This window comes from Nocardiopsis sp. EMB25 (assembly GCF_026797795.1).
Taxonomy (GTDB): domain Bacteria; phylum Actinomycetota; class Actinomycetes; order Streptosporangiales; family Streptosporangiaceae; genus Nocardiopsis; species Nocardiopsis lucentensis.
In genome coordinates, this window is record NZ_JAMTDN010000001.1 from 1826914 (window position 1) to 1845060 (window position 18147).

The 18147-nt window shown below is 69.7% G+C and carries 21 protein-coding genes; 14 read left to right on the top strand and 7 right to left on the bottom strand.

All coding sequences use genetic code 11. The annotated features are described in order from the left end of the window. Positions 1 to 268 precede the first annotated feature (268 nt). From KIK06_RS07975 to KIK06_RS07990, 4 genes are all read left to right on the top strand, one after another. A complete protein-coding gene (locus tag KIK06_RS07975) occupies positions 269 to 559 on the top strand; it encodes a hypothetical protein (RefSeq protein ID WP_152486540.1) in 291 nt (96 codons plus the stop codon). Positions 560 to 1005: 446 nt separating this feature from the next. Further along, a complete protein-coding gene (locus tag KIK06_RS07980) occupies positions 1006 to 1545 on the top strand; it encodes a DUF1062 domain-containing protein (RefSeq protein WP_268642625.1) in 540 nt (179 codons plus the stop codon). A gap of 422 nt (positions 1546 to 1967) precedes the next feature. After that, complete coding sequence (locus KIK06_RS07985; protein ID WP_268642626.1) at positions 1968 to 2738, top strand: putative protein N(5)-glutamine methyltransferase; 771 nt, start codon at positions 1968 to 1970, stop codon at positions 2736 to 2738. Between the two features lie 63 nt (positions 2739 to 2801). After that, positions 2802 to 3500 carry an ArsR/SmtB family transcription factor gene (locus KIK06_RS07990; RefSeq protein ID WP_268642627.1) on the top strand — a complete coding sequence of 233 codons (699 nt, stop codon included), beginning with the start codon at positions 2802 to 2804 and terminating at the stop codon, positions 3498 to 3500. Here KIK06_RS07990 and KIK06_RS07995 read toward each other — a convergent pair whose 3' ends face one another. Continuing rightward, positions 3501 to 5102, bottom strand: coding sequence for an FUSC family protein (locus KIK06_RS07995; protein WP_268642628.1), 1602 nt, complete (start codon positions 5100 to 5102; stop codon positions 3501 to 3503). It lies immediately after the preceding gene. 114 nt (positions 5103 to 5216) lie between these two features. On the opposite strand from KIK06_RS07995, the gene KIK06_RS08000 reads away from it, so the two are divergent. Together KIK06_RS08000 and KIK06_RS08005 are read left to right on the top strand one after the other, a co-directional pair. Continuing rightward, positions 5217 to 5702, top strand: a complete 486-nt coding sequence (locus KIK06_RS08000) for a MarR family winged helix-turn-helix transcriptional regulator (protein WP_268642629.1) — start codon at positions 5217 to 5219, stop codon at positions 5700 to 5702. A gap of 58 nt (positions 5703 to 5760) precedes the next feature. Continuing rightward, the gene (locus KIK06_RS08005; protein WP_268642630.1) at positions 5761 to 6732 is read left to right on the top strand and encodes a ribonuclease Z; all 972 of its coding nucleotides are present in this window, start codon (positions 5761 to 5763) and stop codon (positions 6730 to 6732) included. A gap of 14 nt (positions 6733 to 6746) precedes the next feature. On the opposite strand, the gene KIK06_RS08010 is transcribed toward KIK06_RS08005, so the two are convergent. Beyond that, positions 6747 to 7154 carry a TIGR03618 family F420-dependent PPOX class oxidoreductase gene (locus KIK06_RS08010; RefSeq protein WP_017598832.1) on the bottom strand — a complete coding sequence of 136 codons (408 nt, stop codon included), beginning with the start codon at positions 7152 to 7154 and terminating at the stop codon, positions 6747 to 6749. Between the two features lie 138 nt (positions 7155 to 7292). Between KIK06_RS08010 and pip the strand changes: the two genes are divergently transcribed. Both pip and KIK06_RS08020 read left to right on the top strand, forming a co-directional pair. Next, a complete protein-coding gene (pip, locus tag KIK06_RS08015) occupies positions 7293 to 8249 on the top strand; it encodes a prolyl aminopeptidase (RefSeq protein WP_268642632.1) in 957 nt (318 codons plus the stop codon). Positions 8250 to 8459: 210 nt separating this feature from the next. Continuing rightward, positions 8460 to 9452 carry an adenosine deaminase gene (locus tag KIK06_RS08020; protein ID WP_268642633.1) on the top strand — a complete coding sequence of 331 codons (993 nt, stop codon included), beginning with the start codon at positions 8460 to 8462 and terminating at the stop codon, positions 9450 to 9452. A 52-nt stretch (positions 9453 to 9504) separates the two neighbouring features. On the opposite strand, the gene KIK06_RS08025 is transcribed toward KIK06_RS08020, so the two are convergent. After that, a complete protein-coding gene (locus KIK06_RS08025; protein WP_268645896.1) occupies positions 9505 to 10482 on the bottom strand; it encodes a DUF2332 domain-containing protein in 978 nt (325 codons plus the stop codon). A 385-nt stretch (positions 10483 to 10867) separates the two neighbouring features. Here KIK06_RS08025 and KIK06_RS08030 point away from each other — a divergent pair, with 385 nt between their 5' ends. Beyond that, positions 10868 to 11107 (top strand): hypothetical protein, encoded by a 240-nt coding sequence (locus KIK06_RS08030; RefSeq protein WP_268642634.1) that lies wholly within the window; start codon positions 10868 to 10870, stop codon positions 11105 to 11107. Positions 11108 to 11115: 8 nt separating this feature from the next. Here KIK06_RS08030 and KIK06_RS08035 read toward each other — a convergent pair whose 3' ends face one another. Beyond that, a complete protein-coding gene (locus KIK06_RS08035) occupies positions 11116 to 12069 on the bottom strand; it encodes a GlxA family transcriptional regulator (RefSeq protein ID WP_268642635.1) in 954 nt (317 codons plus the stop codon). A gap of 388 nt (positions 12070 to 12457) precedes the next feature. Here KIK06_RS08035 and KIK06_RS08040 point away from each other — a divergent pair, with 388 nt between their 5' ends. Both KIK06_RS08040 and soxR read left to right on the top strand, forming a co-directional pair. Beyond that, positions 12458 to 12982, top strand: a complete 525-nt coding sequence (locus tag KIK06_RS08040) for an ABC transporter ATP-binding protein (protein ID WP_268642636.1) — start codon at positions 12458 to 12460, stop codon at positions 12980 to 12982. A gap of 9 nt (positions 12983 to 12991) precedes the next feature. Next, positions 12992 to 13459: a redox-sensitive transcriptional activator SoxR gene (gene soxR, locus KIK06_RS08045; RefSeq protein ID WP_017598839.1), complete on the top strand. Its 468-nt coding sequence runs from the start codon at positions 12992 to 12994 to the stop codon at positions 13457 to 13459. Between the two features lie 51 nt (positions 13460 to 13510). On the opposite strand, the gene rnhA is transcribed toward soxR, so the two are convergent. After that, a complete protein-coding gene (gene rnhA / locus KIK06_RS08050) occupies positions 13511 to 13984 on the bottom strand; it encodes a ribonuclease HI (protein ID WP_017598840.1) in 474 nt (157 codons plus the stop codon). A gap of 235 nt (positions 13985 to 14219) precedes the next feature. On the opposite strand from rnhA, the gene KIK06_RS08055 reads away from it, so the two are divergent. Beyond that, positions 14220 to 14594 (top strand): VOC family protein, encoded by a 375-nt coding sequence (locus tag KIK06_RS08055; protein ID WP_017598841.1) that lies wholly within the window; start codon positions 14220 to 14222, stop codon positions 14592 to 14594. A gap of 58 nt (positions 14595 to 14652) precedes the next feature. Here KIK06_RS08055 and def read toward each other — a convergent pair whose 3' ends face one another. Then, positions 14653 to 15321 carry a peptide deformylase gene (gene def, locus KIK06_RS08060; RefSeq protein ID WP_268642637.1) on the bottom strand — a complete coding sequence of 223 codons (669 nt, stop codon included), beginning with the start codon at positions 15319 to 15321 and terminating at the stop codon, positions 14653 to 14655. Between the two features lie 109 nt (positions 15322 to 15430). Continuing rightward, positions 15431 to 15874 (bottom strand): SMI1/KNR4 family protein, encoded by a 444-nt coding sequence (locus KIK06_RS08065; protein WP_017598843.1) that lies wholly within the window; start codon positions 15872 to 15874, stop codon positions 15431 to 15433. A gap of 291 nt (positions 15875 to 16165) precedes the next feature. Between KIK06_RS08065 and KIK06_RS08070 the strand changes: the two genes are divergently transcribed. Together KIK06_RS08070 and KIK06_RS08075 are read left to right on the top strand one after the other, a co-directional pair. Then, the gene (locus KIK06_RS08070) at positions 16166 to 17437 is read left to right on the top strand and encodes a sensor histidine kinase (RefSeq protein ID WP_268642638.1); all 1272 of its coding nucleotides are present in this window, start codon (positions 16166 to 16168) and stop codon (positions 17435 to 17437) included. After that, complete coding sequence (locus tag KIK06_RS08075; protein ID WP_017598845.1) at positions 17389 to 18051, top strand: response regulator; 663 nt, start codon at positions 17389 to 17391, stop codon at positions 18049 to 18051. The genes KIK06_RS08070 and KIK06_RS08075 overlap by 49 nt, the downstream gene beginning before the upstream one ends. Positions 18052 to 18147: the final 96 nt, after the last annotated feature.

Below are 18147 nucleotides of genomic sequence, written 5' to 3' on the forward strand. Positions count from 1 at the left end.
ATGGATCGACTGAGACCAGGCGGCTGCTGGTCGTCGGCGTGAACGACCCCGCACACGAGGCCCGAGGTCCTTTTCGGGTGACCACAGCGCGCACGGTGCGCGCGTGGGTGGCTGGGCGGCGGGGGGAGTGCACGGATCCGTGTCGACTCTCGCGTTCAGGCTCGCTGGGAAGCGGGCAGTGAAGAACGTATACACCAAGGTCAGACAGAGAAGGAGGCCTCACATGGCATCCGGACGTCGACTTTTCTCGCTCGCGATCGTCCCAGCGATGGCAGGAGCGCTCCTTTGGGGAGCACCCACCGCCGCCTCGGCCCAAACCTGGGAAGAGACACTGCTACGGTGCACGGCGCAGGCACTGGACGACAACGACATCGACCTCGACGCGACGAAGGTGGGACAGCTCCTGGTCGTCGCCCAGGACGTGTTCGCAGAGCACGGCCAAACACAGCAGTCCCTGGACGTCTTCCAGGAGCGGGTACGAACGCTGTTCGATGCCTGGGGCTTGTCGGACAAGTACACGGCGGTGAAACTCGACGTCGCGTCCTGCATGTCTGAGTGAGTCCCGCATCTGCCACGGATGAATCCGGGTGGTGCCCTCGACGCCCTCCGCGGTCCCCGACCGGGTACAGGGCCCCTAGGCGGATCCGGCAAAGGCAGTGATCGAGTAGCTGGTGTCCGCCTCTTGGCGCCCCTTGACCGCTCATTCGCGACGGCGAGGGGCGCCGCCCTGCCGGACCGGGCCGCGGCGACCACCGAAAAACCGTTTGAGCCGTCCCTTGGCGTTCCCGTAGGTTGCCTGTGCCCCCATCACCGTGAGGACGAAGGACACACCGCGTGACCCCGCCTGCTCTTTAGACCTGACACCTTCTTTCGCCCACCTTCAGGTCGACCCTCCCGTCGGCTCCGCCGGGCTGGCTACGGGCCCCCGGTCACACAGCGTTTGAGGCCGCGCGCAATCGGCCTCGTGTCAGGTCTAGAGAGATCATGTCCTCACAACCTCATACCGTGCTGCCCTGGGTCGTGCGCCGGACCAGGCTGCCATCGCTGTCGTTGCGGTGCGTGCAGTGCCCGTCGGAGTCAGCCACCACCGGCCGGGGCCGGTTCCGCGTCAACGCCAACGGCAAACTGCTGGACGTGTGGCTGCTGGTGCGCTGCGTGTCCTGCGATCGCACGCGCAAGCTCACCGTGCACGAGCGGGCACCGGTCAGATCCTTCGATCCGCTCGAGCTCGACGGCTACCACACCAGCGATCCGGAACTGGTGGCGTCCACGCTGCTGGATCCGCGGCTCGCCCGACGCAACCGCTTCACCCTGGACTGGAAGGGGGCATGGCGGCTGGAGGCCCCTCCGGCGCGGCTCGAGCAGGCGTGGCCCGTCCAGATGAAGGTCGTCTTCGACGATCCGGTGCCGGTGCGCCCGGAGCGGCTCATCGCGCAAGGTCTCGGCCTGAGCAGGAACGAGGTCCTGCGCCGGATCAAGTCCGACATCTCACTGCGCCGTCCCACGAGCACCGGGTTCACCTTCACCGTCATGGCCGCAGGCTAGCGGGGATGTGACCGCGGCGCGCGATCTCCTCAGGCATCCGCGCCAAACACACCTGGTCCGGTGGCGGCCCCGGTAGCAAAGGGCCGCCACCGGACGGGCGGGTGCGCGCAGCGGGTCGGCTGGTCGGCTCTCTGAGCAGCCCTGGACGGGCGACTTCGCACACCAACGACGACCATCGGGTCTTCGTCAGGTCCCGCACGGCGGCCGTCGTGGGGTACGGCACCGTCAACGGTGACCGATGGAGACACCCCCACCACCCAAAACCCGACAAAACAACACAATGTCGTGTACGGTGACACCCACACACGACGACCAGGGGAGGTGAGAAGCGATCCTCGCGACCAACCGCCGGGCGCCCTCACCAGGGATCGAACCAACCACGACCCCCTGACCACGGGCGACCCACGACCCGAAAGGCACCCGTGGCCCCGCCCCACACCCTGTCGCCGCTCACCCACCGCCTACGCCAGGCCGGCTGCGTCTTCGCCGAAGACGAAGCCCTCCTGCTGGCCACCACCGCCCACACCCCCGACCAGCTCGCGGCCATGACCGACCAACGCTGCGCCGGCACCCCCCTCGAACACGTCCTGGGCTGGGCACGCTTTTGCGGCCTACGCATCGCCGTCGACCCCGGAGTGTTCGTCCCCCGCCCCCGCACCGAACACCTGGCCCACCACGCCGCCACCCTCCTGCCACCCCAGGGCACCGCCGTCGACCTGTGCTGCGGCACCGGCGCCCTGGGCGCCCACCTGGCCCACACCCACCCCGGCCTGACCCTGCACGCCGCCGACATCGACCCCGCCAGCGTCGCCTGCGCCCGCCGCAACCTGCCCGGCCACACCGTCCACCACGGCGACCTGTTCACCGCCCTCCCCCACCACCTCCACGGACACATCGACGTCCTGGTCGCCAACGTCCCCTACGTCCCCACCGACCAGATCCCCCTCCTACCCCCCGAAGCCCGCGACCACGAGGCCCGCCACGCCCTCGACGGCGGCCCCGACGGCCTCGACCTCGCCCGCCGCGTCGCCACCCACGCCCGCCCATGGCTCACCCCCACCGGCCACCTCCTCATCGAGGTCAACCACCACCAGATCCCCCAAGCCAGCGCCGCCTTCACCCACGGCGGCCTCACCCCCCACGTCATCACCGACCCCCACACCGACGCCACCATCCTCATCGGCCACCGCTGAACCACCACCACAACCGGACACACTTCGGCCACCACCCAAGCGCGCCCACCCCACCCTGAAACCATGACCGACCACGCCACCCACCTCGCCGCCCTGGCCCACCTGCTGGCCCACCCCACCCGCGCCCGCGTCTGCCTCGCCCTCCTGGACAACCGCGCCTGGACCGCCACCGAACTCGCCCACCACACCAACGTCACCGCCCCCACCATCAGCGAACACCTCACCCTCCTGATCGAGGGCGGCCTGCTCACCCAGCAACGCCAGGGCCGCCACCGCTACGTCCGCCTCACCGACAGCGACACCGCACACCTGATCGAAACCCTGGCCGCACACACCACCCCCACCCCACCACCAGCACCCACCCTGCGCGCCCACCGCGCCAACCACGCCCTGGCCCGAGCCCGCACCTGCTACGACCACCTCGCCGGCCACCTGGGGGTGGCCATCACCGACGCCCTCACCCACCACGGCCTCCTGCGACAAGACACCGGATTCGCCCTCACCGACACCGGACTGGCCTGGTTCACCGACCACGGCATCGACCTGCCCCGCACCAGCCGACGCCCCCTGGCCCGCTCCTGCCTGGACTGGACCCAACGCCGACCCCACCTGGCCGGAGCCGCCGGCGCCGCCCTGTGCCACCACGCCCTCACCTTCGGCTGGTGCCAACCCCTGGGAACCGGACGCGCCCTGCGCATCACCCCCCAAGGCGAACACGCCCTGGCCGACCTGCTGGGCATCGACCCCCACACCCTGCGCTGATCACCCCACCGCCACAGCAACCACCACACGCTCCCGGTCCACCAACGCCCGCGCCCGAGACTCCACACCCCACACCCGCCCGGCCTCACCACCACGCGACCACACCTCCCCCTCGGCCTCCTCCTGCACCCGCCACACATCCACCAACGCCCCCGCCAACCGGTACCGGGCCACCACACCACCACCGGCCTCCACCCGCGCACACGCACGCTCACACACCGCCAACGCCGCCTCCACCCGCGCCGGACCCCGCCGATTGAGCACCACCACACACACCACGGCGCCCACCACGGCCCCCAACACCGTGGCCCACAACCGCTCCAACACCATCCCGTCCGTGGTCGCCCCCGGCTGAGTCAGACTCGACAACGCCAACGTCAACGGTGTCACCAGCACGATCGCGTACGCGTAGTTGGTCATCACCACCAACTCCGCGCCGATCTGACAGGCCACGATCAACACCACCGTGCTCCACACCGTGTGGTCGACCGCGAACACCGCCGCCGCCACCACGATCCCCGCGACCGTGCCCGTGGCACGCTGCACCGTCCGATGCCAGGTCGAGGACACGTTGGTGGCCTGCAACACCGACGCCGCCGAGACCACCGCCCAATACCAGTGCTCCACCCCCAGCACCGGCGCCAACGCCCCCGCCGCCAAGGCGGCCACCATCACCCGCGCCGCCGACACCGGCGCGGCCGAGGGCCACCGCCAGGCCCGCCCCAGCCGCCCACCCCACCCGAGCGCACCCAACCGGGCCCCACGCACCCGCTCGGCCTGGGCGGCCAACACCGCCCACTCCTCCTCACCCGCCAACACCTCGGGCACCCGGGCACGACGACACCGCCGCGCCAACTCGGTGAACTCCGCGGCCGTGCGCGCATCGACCACCCGATCCCCCGACCCCGCCAACGCGGCGTCCGCGCGCGCCGTCAACACCTCCAACTCGGGCACCGCCACACGCCAACGCGGCGCGGCCACCACCACCCCCCAGGCCCGACACACCGCCGCCTCGGCGGCCCGGCGCCGCCCCAGACACGGGTCCCGCAGCTGATGGGCCACCGCCACCAGGGCACGCGCCACCACCAACCGCTCCGGCGCGCTCGGATGCACCAGCACCCCCACCGACGCCACCACCCAACACAGGGCGGCCGCCGCCGCGGTCACGGCGACCTGCACCGGTATCGCGCCCAGGCTCTGCGGCGTGTAGGAGCTCACCCCCGCCGCGAACACGAACATCAACCCGCCCGGCGGACCGAAGTCCCAGGCGTCGGAGACGAACTTGACCGCCGCGGCCACCACCGCCACCACCAGCACCGACACCCACGCCCCGCCGACCAGCGCCCGGGTCAGGGCCCCCACCAGCACCGACACCGTCAACGTGGCCCCCACCAGCGCCAGGACCCGACGCCGCCGAGCGTAGGTGTCATCGCGCGCGTACAAAGCCGTGAAACACCCCAGCGCCGCGTACGGGGCCAGGTCGACACGATCGATCCCCACCAACACCACCAGGGGCACGGCCACACACACGCCGGCGCGCACCGCCGTCACCGCGACGTTGCCGATCACGCGCCGCGGCCGCAGAGCACCTCCCAGACCCAACAGGCGCGCCCACCAAACAGAACCAAAGTAATTCACAAGTGAACTATATTAGTGTGGTCACCCGCCGCCCACACCCGGGGCATCCCTACCACCGGCCGTCAGGAACAGCACACCATGAGCGACGCCGTCGCCCGCTTCCGCGACGCCTGGGCCCACCAGCGCCCAGACCTGGACCTGTCCAGCATGGAGACCATCGGCCGCGTCCGTCGCCTGGCCTCGCTGATGAACACCATCACCGACGACCACCTCGCCGACAGCGACCTCACCCGCCCCGAATTCGAGGTCCTGTCCGCCCTGCGCCGCTCCCCCCAGGGTCTACGCCCCCGCCAACTCACCCGCGCCACCCTCTCCTCCGGCGCCGCCACCACCAAACGCCTCATCCGCCTGGAAACCGCCGGCCTCATCACCCGCACCCCCCTCCAACGCGACCGCCGCGAAGTCCAGGTCCAACTCACCCCCCAGGGCCGCGACCTCATCGACCGCCTCTACCCCACCCAACTCGACCGCGAAGCCGCCGTCCTGGCCCCCCTCACACCCGACGAACGCACCCAACTCGCCGACCTGCTGCGCCGCGTCCTGACCCCCATCGACCCCGCCTGAACCACACACACCCCACAAACCCCCTGCCCCACCACCCGCAGATGGCATGATCCAACCCATGTCCGTACGCGAACTCGCGGTCCTGGGCACCTCCAGCGCCGTCCCCACCCGCACCCGCAACCACAACGGCTACTTCCTGCGCTGGGACAACCACGGCATCCTCCTCGACCCCGGAGAAGGCACCCAACGCCAGATGCGCCTGGCCAAACTCGCCGCCACCGACATCACCCGCGTGCTCATCACCCACTTCCACGGCGACCACTGCCTCGGCCTGCCCGGCATCATCCAACGCCTGGCCCGCGACCGCGTCCCCCACCCCGTCCGCGTCGCCTACCCCGCCGACGGCGAACAGTACTGGCGCCGCCTACGCCACGCCTCCGTCTTCCACGACACCAGCGTCATCATCAGCCAACCCCTCACCCCCGAGACCACCCACATCCCCGGGGACAAAGACCTCCACATCACCACCCTGCCCCTGAACCACTCCATCCCCTGCCACGGCTACCGCATCGCCGAACCCGACGGCTGGCGCATGCTCCCCGACCGCCTGCGCGCCCACGGCATCCACGGCCCCCGCATCTCCCAACTCCAACGCCAGGGCACCCTCACCACCGACGACGGACGCACCGTCACCCTCGCCGACTGCGCCACACCCCGCCCCGGACAGGTGTTCGCCTTCGTCATGGACACCGGCGAATGCGCCAACGCCGTCGAACTCGCCCGCGGCGCCGACATGCTCGTCATCGAGGCCACCTTCCTCGACGGCCAAGCCGAACTCGCCCGCTCCTACCAACACCTCACCGCCCGCCAGGCCGGCCGCATCGCCGCCCAGGCCCAGGTGCGCACCCTCGTCCTGACCCACCTGTCCGAACGCTACGACGCCACCGACGAACCCCACTTCCTCGCCCAAGCCGCACAAGAGTTCGACGGCCCCATCGTGCTCGCCGCCGACCTCGAACGCATCCCCGTCCCACCCCGCACCGACACACCCCGCCAACCCCACCCACCACAACAAAAAAAGAGGGGGTGAGACACCCCCTCACCTCACCCCCACACCGGACGCACGTTCCCCAACACCCGATCCACCGCGATCTCGATCACCACCCGATTCGGGTTCTCCCGCGGCCGCCGATACCGCTCGGCATACCGACGCTCCGCCTCAGCCACCACCCCCGGATCCCGCGACACCCGCGCCGAACCCTCCAACGTCGACCACCGGCGCCCCTCCACCTGACTCACCGACACCCGCACCCCCGCGTGCGCCGCCAGATTCCGCGCCTTGTAACTCGCACCATCACAGATCACCCGCGCCACCCGCCGCCGCGCGTCAAACGTCACCCCCACCGGCACCTGATGGATACTCCCGTCCGGACGCGGACTGGCCAACATGCACAACCGCCGCTCACTCCAAAACACCACGAACTCGTCCTCCACCAGCGTCGACTCCTCCACCACACACTCCCCCGCACAACCGTCCAAAACCCCAGCATCCCAACACCCCCACACCACCCGCCCCCGACTCCCCCAAACCCCCGTGCCCCCACCCACCCAAACCCCTAGACTCCACACACCCCACCACAAGGAGTCACCATGACCACACCCCCACCCCACGCCGAGGGCATGCTCAACGTCGGACAAGGCCACCACCTCTACTGGCAGGCCCACGGCAACCCCCACGGCACCCCCGCCCTCGTCCTGCACGGCGGACCCGGCTCCGGCTGCCACCCCGGCTGGACCGCCTTCTTCGACACCACCCGCCACCGCGTCATCCTCCTGGACCAACGCGGCACCGGCCACAGCACCCCACCCGCCCACGACCCCACCACCGACCTGACCACCAACACCACCCACCACCTCATCAACGACATCGAAACCCTGCGCACCCACCTGGGCATCGACACCTGGCTCATCCTCGGCGGCTCCTGGGGCTCCACCCTCGCCCTGGCCTACGCCCAAACCCACCCCACCCGCGTCCACGGCATCGTCCTGGTCTGCGTCACCACCACCACCGCCGCCGAGGTCCACTGGATCACCCACGACATGGGCCGCATCTTCCCCGAAGAATGGGACCGCTTCCGCCACGCCGCCGGACCCCACGCCGACCCCCACGACCTGGCCACCGCCTACGCCCACCTCCTGACCGACCCCGATCCCCGCGTACGCGACGACGCCGCCCGCGCCTGGTGCCGATGGGAGGACGTGCACATCTCCACCGTCCCCGAAGCCCGCCCCAACCCCCGCTACGACGACCCCGACTTCCGCATGACCTTCGCCCGCCTGGTCACCCACTACTGGAGCAACACCGCCTTCCTCCCCGACGGCCAACTCCTCGAGCGCGCCCACACCCTGAACGGCATCCCCGGCGCGATGATCCACGGCCGCCTCGACATCAGCGGCCCCACCGACATCCCCGTCCGCCTCGCCCAGCGCTGGACCGACGCCGAACTGACCATCCTCTCCGGAGCCGGACACGGACGCGGCCAAGCCGAGGGCGAACCCACCATGCTCCAAGCCGCCCGCGCCGCCACCGACCGCCTCGCCCGCTGACCCGCCCCACCCATCACCGAACGGGTGTCCGCACCGGCGGGCACCCGTTCCCCATACGCCAACACGCACGTCACACACCCACCACCCCCACCCCCTGAACCGGCCCCGGCCACGGTGACCCCCCACACCCCCCACAACGCACCGACCACCCCCACCCATCAGCCACAATGGCCACACCACCGACCCCGAACACGCGAAAGACCCGACCCCGTGCCCACACCCCTGCCCAAAGCCGAACTCCACGTCCACATCGAAGGCACCCTGGAACCCGAACTCGCCTTCACCCTGGCCGAACGCAACGGCATCACCCTGGCCCACCCCACCATCGACGACCTGCGCGCCGCCTACTCCTTCACCGACCTGCAGTCCTTCCTCAACCTCTACTACTCCCTCACCGACGTCCTACGCACCCGACAGGACTTCACCGACCTGGCCGAGGCCTACCTCACCCGCGCCGCCGCCCAAGGCGTCCGCCACGCCGAGATCTTCTTCGACCCCCAAGCCCACACCACCCGCGGCGTCAGCATCGACACCGTCATCGACGGCCTGACCGCCGCCCTGGACACCAGCGAGCAGCGCCACGGCATCACCACCGCCCTCATCCTGTGCTTCCTTCGCGACCGCCCCGCCACCGAAGCCCTGAACACCCTCCACGCCGCCCGCCCCCACCTGGACCACATCACCGCCGTCGGGCTGGACTCCGCCGAGGTCGGCCACCCACCCGAGAAGTTCACCCACGTCTTCGACGCCGCCCGCGCCATGGGCCTGCGCTGCGTCGCCCACGCCGGGGAGGAGGGCCCCGCCTCCTACATCTGGCAGGCCCTCAACCTGCTCAAGGTCGAACGCCTCGACCACGGCATCCGCTGCCTCCAAGACCCCGACCTGGTCGCCCACCTGGCCGCCACCCAAACCCCCCTGACCGTGTGCCCCTTCTCCAACGTGCGCCTACGCGCCGTCAACACACTGGCCGACCACCCACTGCCCGCTCTCATGGACGCCGGCCTGCTGGTCACCGTCAACTCCGACGACCCCGCCTACTTCGGCGGCCACGTCCACGACAACTACGAGGGCCTGCGCCAACACCTGGGCCTGGACGAGAGCGCCCTGCGCCAACTGGCCCGCAACTCCTTCACCGCCGCCTTCCTCACCCCCCAGCGCCGCGACGCCCTCATCGCCGAACTCGACGCCCACCCCACCCCCTGACACACACCAGGGCCCCGCACCCTCCCGGTACGGGGCCCACACCACCCCACACTCAACCCACCCAGGCCACCGACTGACCGTGCTCGCCGGTGTGCGCCACCACCCGACCATCCAACGCCAACGTGAACCGCGTCGGCGCCTCAGGACGCGCCCGCTCCCACTCCGGGAAGACCCGCCACCCCTCGTTCGACACCCAGTGCCCCCGCACACCCCCCACCACCTCGGCGAACGCCGCCACATCGGCAGGCGACACATACGCCAACACCGCGCTGTGAAACACCACCACCGTCGCCTCCCTCGGAGCCATCGCCACCACCCGCGGCAAGGACTCCACCAGATCACCCGCCACCATCCACGCCGGATCCCCCGCCGCCACCCGCGCCGCCGCACGCAACCGCTCCCGACGCGCCGCCTCCCGCGGCCCCGGCCAGATCAACGACTCCAACCACCGCACATCCCCCGCATCCCCCGGGTCCAGCGGGTTCAGATCGATCCCCGCCCGCCACACCACCTCCGGCACCCGCTCCGGCACCGGCACCGCCCCCTCGGTGGCACACTCCAACACCACCTCACCGTCCGCGGGACCGATCAGCCCACCCCCGTCATAGGAATACCGATACCGGTCCGGATACAGACACAACCCCGCCGACGCCCCCACCTCCACCAACGCCAACGGCCCGGGCAACGACGCCAACACCGGCAGCAACGTCGCACACCGGCGCACCTCGTTGGTCTGCGTGGCACGCTCCAACACCACCGACTCCACCCGGTCCCAGTTCTCCACCAACCAGTCCCGAAACTCCGGCCAGTCCCCCACCGGGCCACCCAGATACCGCACCGCGCCCAACAGCAGGTTGGGCTGACGCTTGTTCCCGGCGGGCAGCCCCATCACCAGGCCCAACACCCGCTGATCCCGCGCCACCCCCAACGCGATGCGCGCATAGGAAGGCGAGGACCCAGCCGCGTAGTGACGGGCGAACCCCTCATACCGGCGCGCCACGAACTCCACGTCATCGGCCACGTGCTCCACCACGACCACCCTCTCCACACGGCAACCCGGTCGCACCCCGCCCCTACCCAGGCACGACACACGAACGGACCCCAAGACGCACCGCCCCCGGGGACGACCAGGCCGCGCGGGTGGTGACCGCCGCCGTCAACCACCCACCACCCCGAGCAGACCCACCCCCGCCAGTGGAGCGCGACCGCCCTCGCCCGGGCCGCGTCCTCCTGGGAGCGACCCTGGCGGCCACCCTGGTGACGGCGGTCGTGGTGATCCGCCACGAAGCCCGCCCCCCGGCCCTCCTTCCGGCCGTGGTGGCTGATCATCCCCGCCTGGTCGGCCGCCATCGCGGCCGTGGCCGCCACAGTCCTGACCATCCGGCTCACCCTGGGCTCCGTTCGCCGACCGCCCGGTGACCTTCGACGCCGCGAAGTTCACCGCGGGCCGGGTGTTCTTCAGAGCCCACTTCTGCGGCGCGCAGGTGTCCTTCTACCTGACCCTGTTCGACAACAGCCTGGTCTCCTTCAACGACGCCGAGTTCACCGCAGGCACAGTGGACCTGGCACATGCCATGGGCAAACGCCCCGCCGGACTGTCGAAGGCCACCCAACACTCGACACCAGGAACGGTGCTCCTCCCCGAGGACCGGTAGCCCACACCTCACCGACCCGCGCCCCGAAACCGCTCCCGGTACTCACTGGGCGCACACCCCAACGCCCGCACGAACGCCCGACGCATCACCTCATCGGACCCATAACCACACCTGCGCGCCACCGACACCACCCCGGCCTGGCTCTCCTCCAACAACCGGCACGCCGTCTCCAACCGCACACGGCCCACGAACCGGCCCGGGCTCACCCCCACCTCACGCGCGAACACCCGAGCGAACTGACGCGGCGACAACCCCGCCCGCGCCGCCAACGCCTCCACCGACAGATCCGCACCCGGATGCGACACGATCCAGTGCTGCAACTCCCGCACCGCCGGACGCTGCGCCGTCTGCACCGCCAGATGCGTGGAGAACTGCGCCTGATTACCCGGCCGCCGCAGGTACACCACCAACTGACGCGCCACCGCCAACGCCACCTGCCGCCCCACGTCCTCCTCCACCAACGCCAACGCCAGATCGATCCCCGCGCTCACCCCCGCCGAGGTCACCACCGACCCCTGCCGCACGAAGATCGGCGTCGGATCCACCTCCACCCGCGGATAACGCCGAGCCAACGTCGCACAATGCGCCCAGTGGGTGGTGGCCCGCAACCCGTCCAACACCCCCGCCTCGGCCAACACGAACGCCCCCGTGCACACCGACGCCGTACGCCGCGCCCGCGCCGAGACCCGACCGACCGCCTCCACCAGCACCGGATCCAGCCGCCGGGTGCCCTCACCGCCGGGCACGACCAGCGTGTCGACCCGCCCGACCCGCGCCAACGGCACCGACGGCACCAACCCCAGCCCCGAAGAGGTCGTGACCACGCCACCATCCAGGGACGCCACACGCACCCGGTAGTCCACCTCAGGCGCCCGCGCCGCACCCGCGAACACCTCCAACGGGCCCGTCACGTCCAGACTCTGCACACCGTCGAAGACGACGATGACCACCTCACGTCGCATGGCCCCATCCTGACCACCGGCCCAGACGACCACAAGGTCGCCTACCCCACGCTTCCTGCCACCACCGCCATCATGGGGAAGGAGCCCACGCGCCAGACGGACCGGTCACCTCGGGCGCACCGGTCCCGTCCCATCGGGGAGCGGTGAGAGAGTCGCCCCTGGCCCACAGCGACCACACCACAACCGATAAAACACCCAAAAAGGATCAGCTGCGGTCTACAACCCCAACACAACACCACCGCCACACAAACCCCACCCACCCCACGTACCCTCAACACACACCGCCACAACACCCCACCGAGACCAAGGACACGAGCACACCGACAGAACTCTCACCCACCCCCGACGATCCCACCCACCAGACGACCACCCACACGAACGGACACCCGTGAGGCTCTCCCACCGCGGCAAGCTACACGCCAGCCCCGCCCCCACCCCACCACCCCCACCACCCCTCATCGAGCTCCACGACGTGTCCCTCACCCACAACCACACCCCCCTGATCAGCCACCTCGACCTCACCATCCGCCCCGGCGAACACGTCGCCCTCATCGGCCTGTCCCCCACCGCCACCACCGCCCTCACCCACCTGCTCACCGGCCGCACCACCCCCGCCCACGGCCACATCACCACCCACACCCCCGCACACCTGACCACCCAACTCCACCCCACCCACGCCCCCCTCCTCATCCACACCGGCCCCACACCCCCAACCCCCACACCCACCACCGCCCTCATCCACCTCACCAACCACCCCACCCGCACCGCCGACCGCGTTCTCCTCCTCCACCACGGCCGCGTCACCGAAACCGGCACCCACCTCCAGCTCCTGGCCCGCGGCGGCGCCTACGCCCGCCTCTACGCCCTCCAAGGACCCCACCGACTGAACCCCCACCCACGCCACACGCCCTAGGATGGGCACGTGCCACCGATCGCCAAGGAACTCACCGTCGGACAGGTCGCCGAACGCGCCGGAGTCGCCGTCTCCGCCCTGCACTTCTACGAGCGCCAAGGCCTCATCCACAGCCGACGCACCACCGGCAACCAACGCCGCTACCGCCGCGACACCCTGCGCCGCGTCTCCTTCATCCGCATCTCCCAACGCGTCGGCATCCCCCTGGCCCGCATCCGCCAAGCCCTGGACTCCCTGCCCGACAACCGCACCCCCACCCCCAAGGACTGGGAACGCGTGTCCCAACAGTGGCGCGACGAACTCGACACCCGCATCAACCAACTCGTCCGCCTACGCGACGACCTCACCAGCTGCATCGGCTGCGGCTGCCTGTCCCTGAACTCGTGCACCCTGTCCAACCCCGAAGACGTCCTGTCCACCACCGGCTCCGGCGCCCGCCGACTCCTCGTCGACGCCCTCAAGGACGAAACCCCCTGACACACCGATGGCGGTGACCCCACCAGGCCACCGCCACCACATCAGATCCGCCTACACCGCCGCGGCGGCCTCATCCCGACCACGCCGCGCCAACGCGTCCGCGCGCTCGTTGCCCTCATCCCCGCTGTGGCCGCGCACCCACCGCCACTCCACGTCATAGCGCGAGGCCACCTCGTCCAACCGCTGCCACAGGTCGACGTTCTTCACCGGCTTCCTACCCGCCGTCTGCCACCCGCGCCGCTTCCAGTTCGCCAACCACGACGTGATCCCGTCACGCACGTAGGAGGAGTCGGTGTGCACCACCACCGGAACCTCCCGCGTCAGGCTCTCCAACGCCCGGATGGCCGCCATCAGCTCCATCCGGTTGTTCGTCGTACTCTCCTCGCCCCCGTACAGCTCCTTCTCGTGCGCGCCATAGCGCAGCCACACACCCCACCCGCCCGGGCCGGGGTTGCCACTGCACGCCCCGTCGGTGTAGATGACCACTCGCTGCTCCAGGTCGACCTGGTCCTCCCCGTTGTCCATGCCGGGCAATCTACCGCTCCCATCGATCACAAAAAGGCCACAAACCACTAAAACCAGGCCACAAACAGAGCCACACCGGCCCAGTGGATCCCCCAAACCCCCCACCCCGGACCACCGACCCCACCAATGGCACCCATCCGAACCACCCCACCAACCACCCCGAAACACCCTTGCCCAACCCACCACCACCCACGACAATGGCCCAGAGCACACGAACGACCACGGAAAGCACCACATGCCACTGGAGCTCAGCGCCATCAGCGTCGACTGCGCCGACCCCCACCGCCTGGCCACTTTCTGGTCCCAGGCCCTGGGCCACCCCATCCACCCCGACGACCGACCCGGCGACCCCGAGGCCCTCATCCGCCTCCCCCAGGGCCCGCCCCTGCTCTTCCTGCGCGTCCCCGAACCCAAGACCGTCAAGAACCGGCTCCACCTCGACCTGAGCGCCGCCCCCGGCCACACCCGCGAACAAGAGACCGACCGCCTCGTGGGCCTGGGCGCCACCCTCATCGACGACCGACGCGAACCCGACGGCTCCGGCTGGACCGTCCTGACCGACCCCGAGGGCAACGAATTCTGCGTCGTACGCGGCGACCACGAACGCTGAAACGACAACGGGGGCGCCACGGCCCTCGCCGTCAGCACCCCCGCACACCCGCGACCACTCAGCCCGCCAGCTCACGCTCCAACTCAGCGGCCCGCACCTGACGCCGCTCGAACACACCAGCCGACATCTCGTTCATCTTCTTCAACACCCGCTTGCGCTCACGCGCCGACAACCGGTCCACGTACAACCGCCCCAGCGTGTGATCGGTCTCATGCTGCAGGCACCGGGCGAAGTACCCGCTGCCGCTGATCACCACCGGCGCACCGTCACGGTCCACACCCCGCACCGTGGCGTGCTCGGCCCGCCCCAGATCCGCGTGCGGACCCGGCACCGACAGGCACCCCTCACTCTCCACCACGACCGCGTCGTCCACGTCACGCTCATCCAACACCGGATTGATCACGTGCCCCACATGCCGCACACCATCATCATCCGGGCAGTCATACACGAACAACCGCAAATCCACCCCGACCTGGTTGCCCGCCAACCCCACACCCTCAGCCGCGTACATCGTCCGGAACATGTCGTCGACCAACCGCCCCAGCTCCGCCCCGCCCAACATCTCCTCGGGCACATCGGCGTTACGCCGGTGCAGGACCTCCTCACCGGTCACGGTCACCCGCAGCACCCGGCCACGCGCCGCCTCCGGCGCCAGCACGGGAAACTCCGCCACCTCCCGCCCCTGAACGACGGCGGCCACCTGCGCGGGCGTGGACTGCTCCGACATGGTTCTACTCTCACAACGTGCTCGGGGAGACAACAAGTGGCACAACACCACCACAACACCCGAAAAATAGCACGAAACGGCTGGTCAACCACGCACAGTACCCACAACGTCAACGGAACCAGGAATTCCCCTGGATCAGACAACGCGCCAGGTAGTCCCGCAACGACACCACCACCAACCGCCGCCGATCCGACTCATGATCCCACACCACGATCCCCGGCCCGTAGTCCGTATGCACATACGCGAACTGCGGACCCATGTCCGAATCACCAAAGAAGATCATCTCATCGAACGGCGCGTACAACTCCAGATAGTCCGGCTCCGCGCGCATCGCCAGATTGTCCTCCACCAGACGCCGCGCATCCCACACCACAGCGTCCCCATACTCATTGACCACCCCGTCCGTCTCACGCAACAACGACGCCAACTCAAACGGCAACGGCAGCATCAACCGCCGCTCCACCTCCGCCAAGGTCACCTCATCAGCCGCATCACGCAGATCGGCCTCGGGATACATCTCCAGGATCAGTTCACGCCACACACCCCCGATCATCACAGGTCGTGGCAACCCACGGGAAATCGCCAGCGGCGAGTCGACCCGAAAACCCACCCACACCCCGGGAATACCCCCAGGCCACACCCCGTTCACCCCACAACGAACCGGTCCGGTGGCAACTGTCCCCACAGACCGACATCACCCCGAAGGCCCGGTCAACACCCACGGCACGGCCACACACCAGGCCCCCGCACCGCCCTCAACACGACCCAACACCAACCAAGAAGCTGAGAAACTGGGAAGCCGACCAACAACCACCCCACAAGGACACCCACCACCACGCCACCCATGACCACACACCACCGCGCCCACCGCCCCGGCCCCCTCACCACCCTCGCCTACCTCTTCCTCCTCCTCTCCCAAAACACCGCCGCCCTCCTCCTCACCCCCCTCATCCTCGCCTCAGCCGTCCTCACCCTCATCTGGGTCGGCCTCCCCTTCGTCATCCTCACCGCCACCCTCCTACGCGCCCTCGCCAACGCCCAACGCCGCACCCTGGGCCACCTCCTCCCCCAAGGCCCCGTCCCCTCCGCCTACCGCCCCGTCCCCCAAGGCAGCATCCTGCGCCGCGCCACCACCCTCCTCACCGACCCCGCCACCTGGAAAGACATCCTCTGGCTCACCGCCGGAGCCGCCAACCTCCTCCTCATCACCATCCCCATCGCCCTCCTCACCCACGGCCTCTACCAAATCCTCCACACCCTCACCCCCACCCCCCAAACCCCCCTCTACGGCCTCTACACCCCCCACACCACCACCCAAACCCTCATCCCCCTCCTCACCGGCGCCCTGCTCACCTACCTCGCCTACTACACCGCCCCCAAAGTCCTCCACCTCTACCTCGCCTTCAACCAACTCCTCCTCGCCCCCAACGAAAAAGCCCGCCTCACCGCCCGCGTCGCCCACCTCGCCACCAGCCGCGCCAACACCATCGACACCCAAGCCGCCGAAATCCGCCGCATCGAACGCGACCTCCACGACGGCGCCCAAGCCCGCCTCGTCGCCCTCGGCATGAACCTCGGCATGGCCGAACAAATCATCGAACACGACCCCACCACCGCCCGCGACATGCTCACCGAAGCCCGCGAAACCACCCGCCAAGCCCTCACCGAACTCCGCGACCTCGTCCGCGGCATCCACCCGCCCGTCCTCGTCGAACGCGGCCTCGACGGAGCCGTCCACGCCCTCGCCCTCACCCACCCCCTCACCACCACCGTCGACGTCGACCTCCACGGCCGCCCCGCCGACCCCGTCGAATCCGCCGCCTACTTCGCCATCGTCGAACTCCTCACCAACACCGCCAAACACGCCCACGCCACCCACGCCTGGATCCGCATCAACCACGGTCAAGGCCGCCTCGTCATCACCCTCACCGACAACGGCACCGGCGGCGCCACCCCCGCGCCCGGCAGCGGCCTCGCCGGAATCCGGCGCCGCCTCGACGCCTTCGATGGCACGATGAACATCACCAGCCCCCCAGGCGGCCCCACCATCGTGACCCTGGAGATCCCGTGCGCGTTGTCATCGCCGAAGACCTTGCCCTCCTCCGAGACGGACTGATCCGCCTCCTCCAAGCCCACGACTGCACCGTCGTCGCCGCCGTAGACAACGGCCCCGACCTCCACAACGCCCTCACCGAACACAAACCCGACGTCGCCGTCGTCGACGTACGCCTCCCACCCACCTTCACCGACGAAGGCCTCCAAGCCGCCCTCAGCGCCCGCACCCAAATCCCCGGCCTGCCCATCCTCGTGCTCTCCCAGCACGTCGAACAGCTCTACGCCCGCGAACTCCTCTCCGACGACAGCGGCGCCGTCGGCTACCTCCTCAAAGACCGCGTCCTCGACATCGGCCAGTTCATCGAAGCCGTCCGCCGCGTCGCCGCCGGCGGCACCGCCATGGACCCCGCCGTCATCTCCCAACTCCTCGCCCGCCAGGACCAAAGCGGCCCCCTCGCCCAACTCACCCCCCGCGAACGCGAAGTCCTCTCAGAAATGGCCGAAGGCCGCTCCAACTCCGCCATCGCCGCCCGCCTCTACATCACCGAAAAAGCCGTCAGCAAGCACATCAACAACATCTTCACCAAACTCGACCTCCCACCCTCGGCCGACGACAGCCGCCGCGTCCTCGCCGTCCTGGCCTACCTCTCCTCCACGAAGATGCCACCGGCCTAAAACCCCACACGAACACGCCCCACCAGGACAGGTAGGATGCGGCGCGTCAAGACAGCGCCGTGAAGCCCCCCGGAACCCACACCGCGCACGACCTAC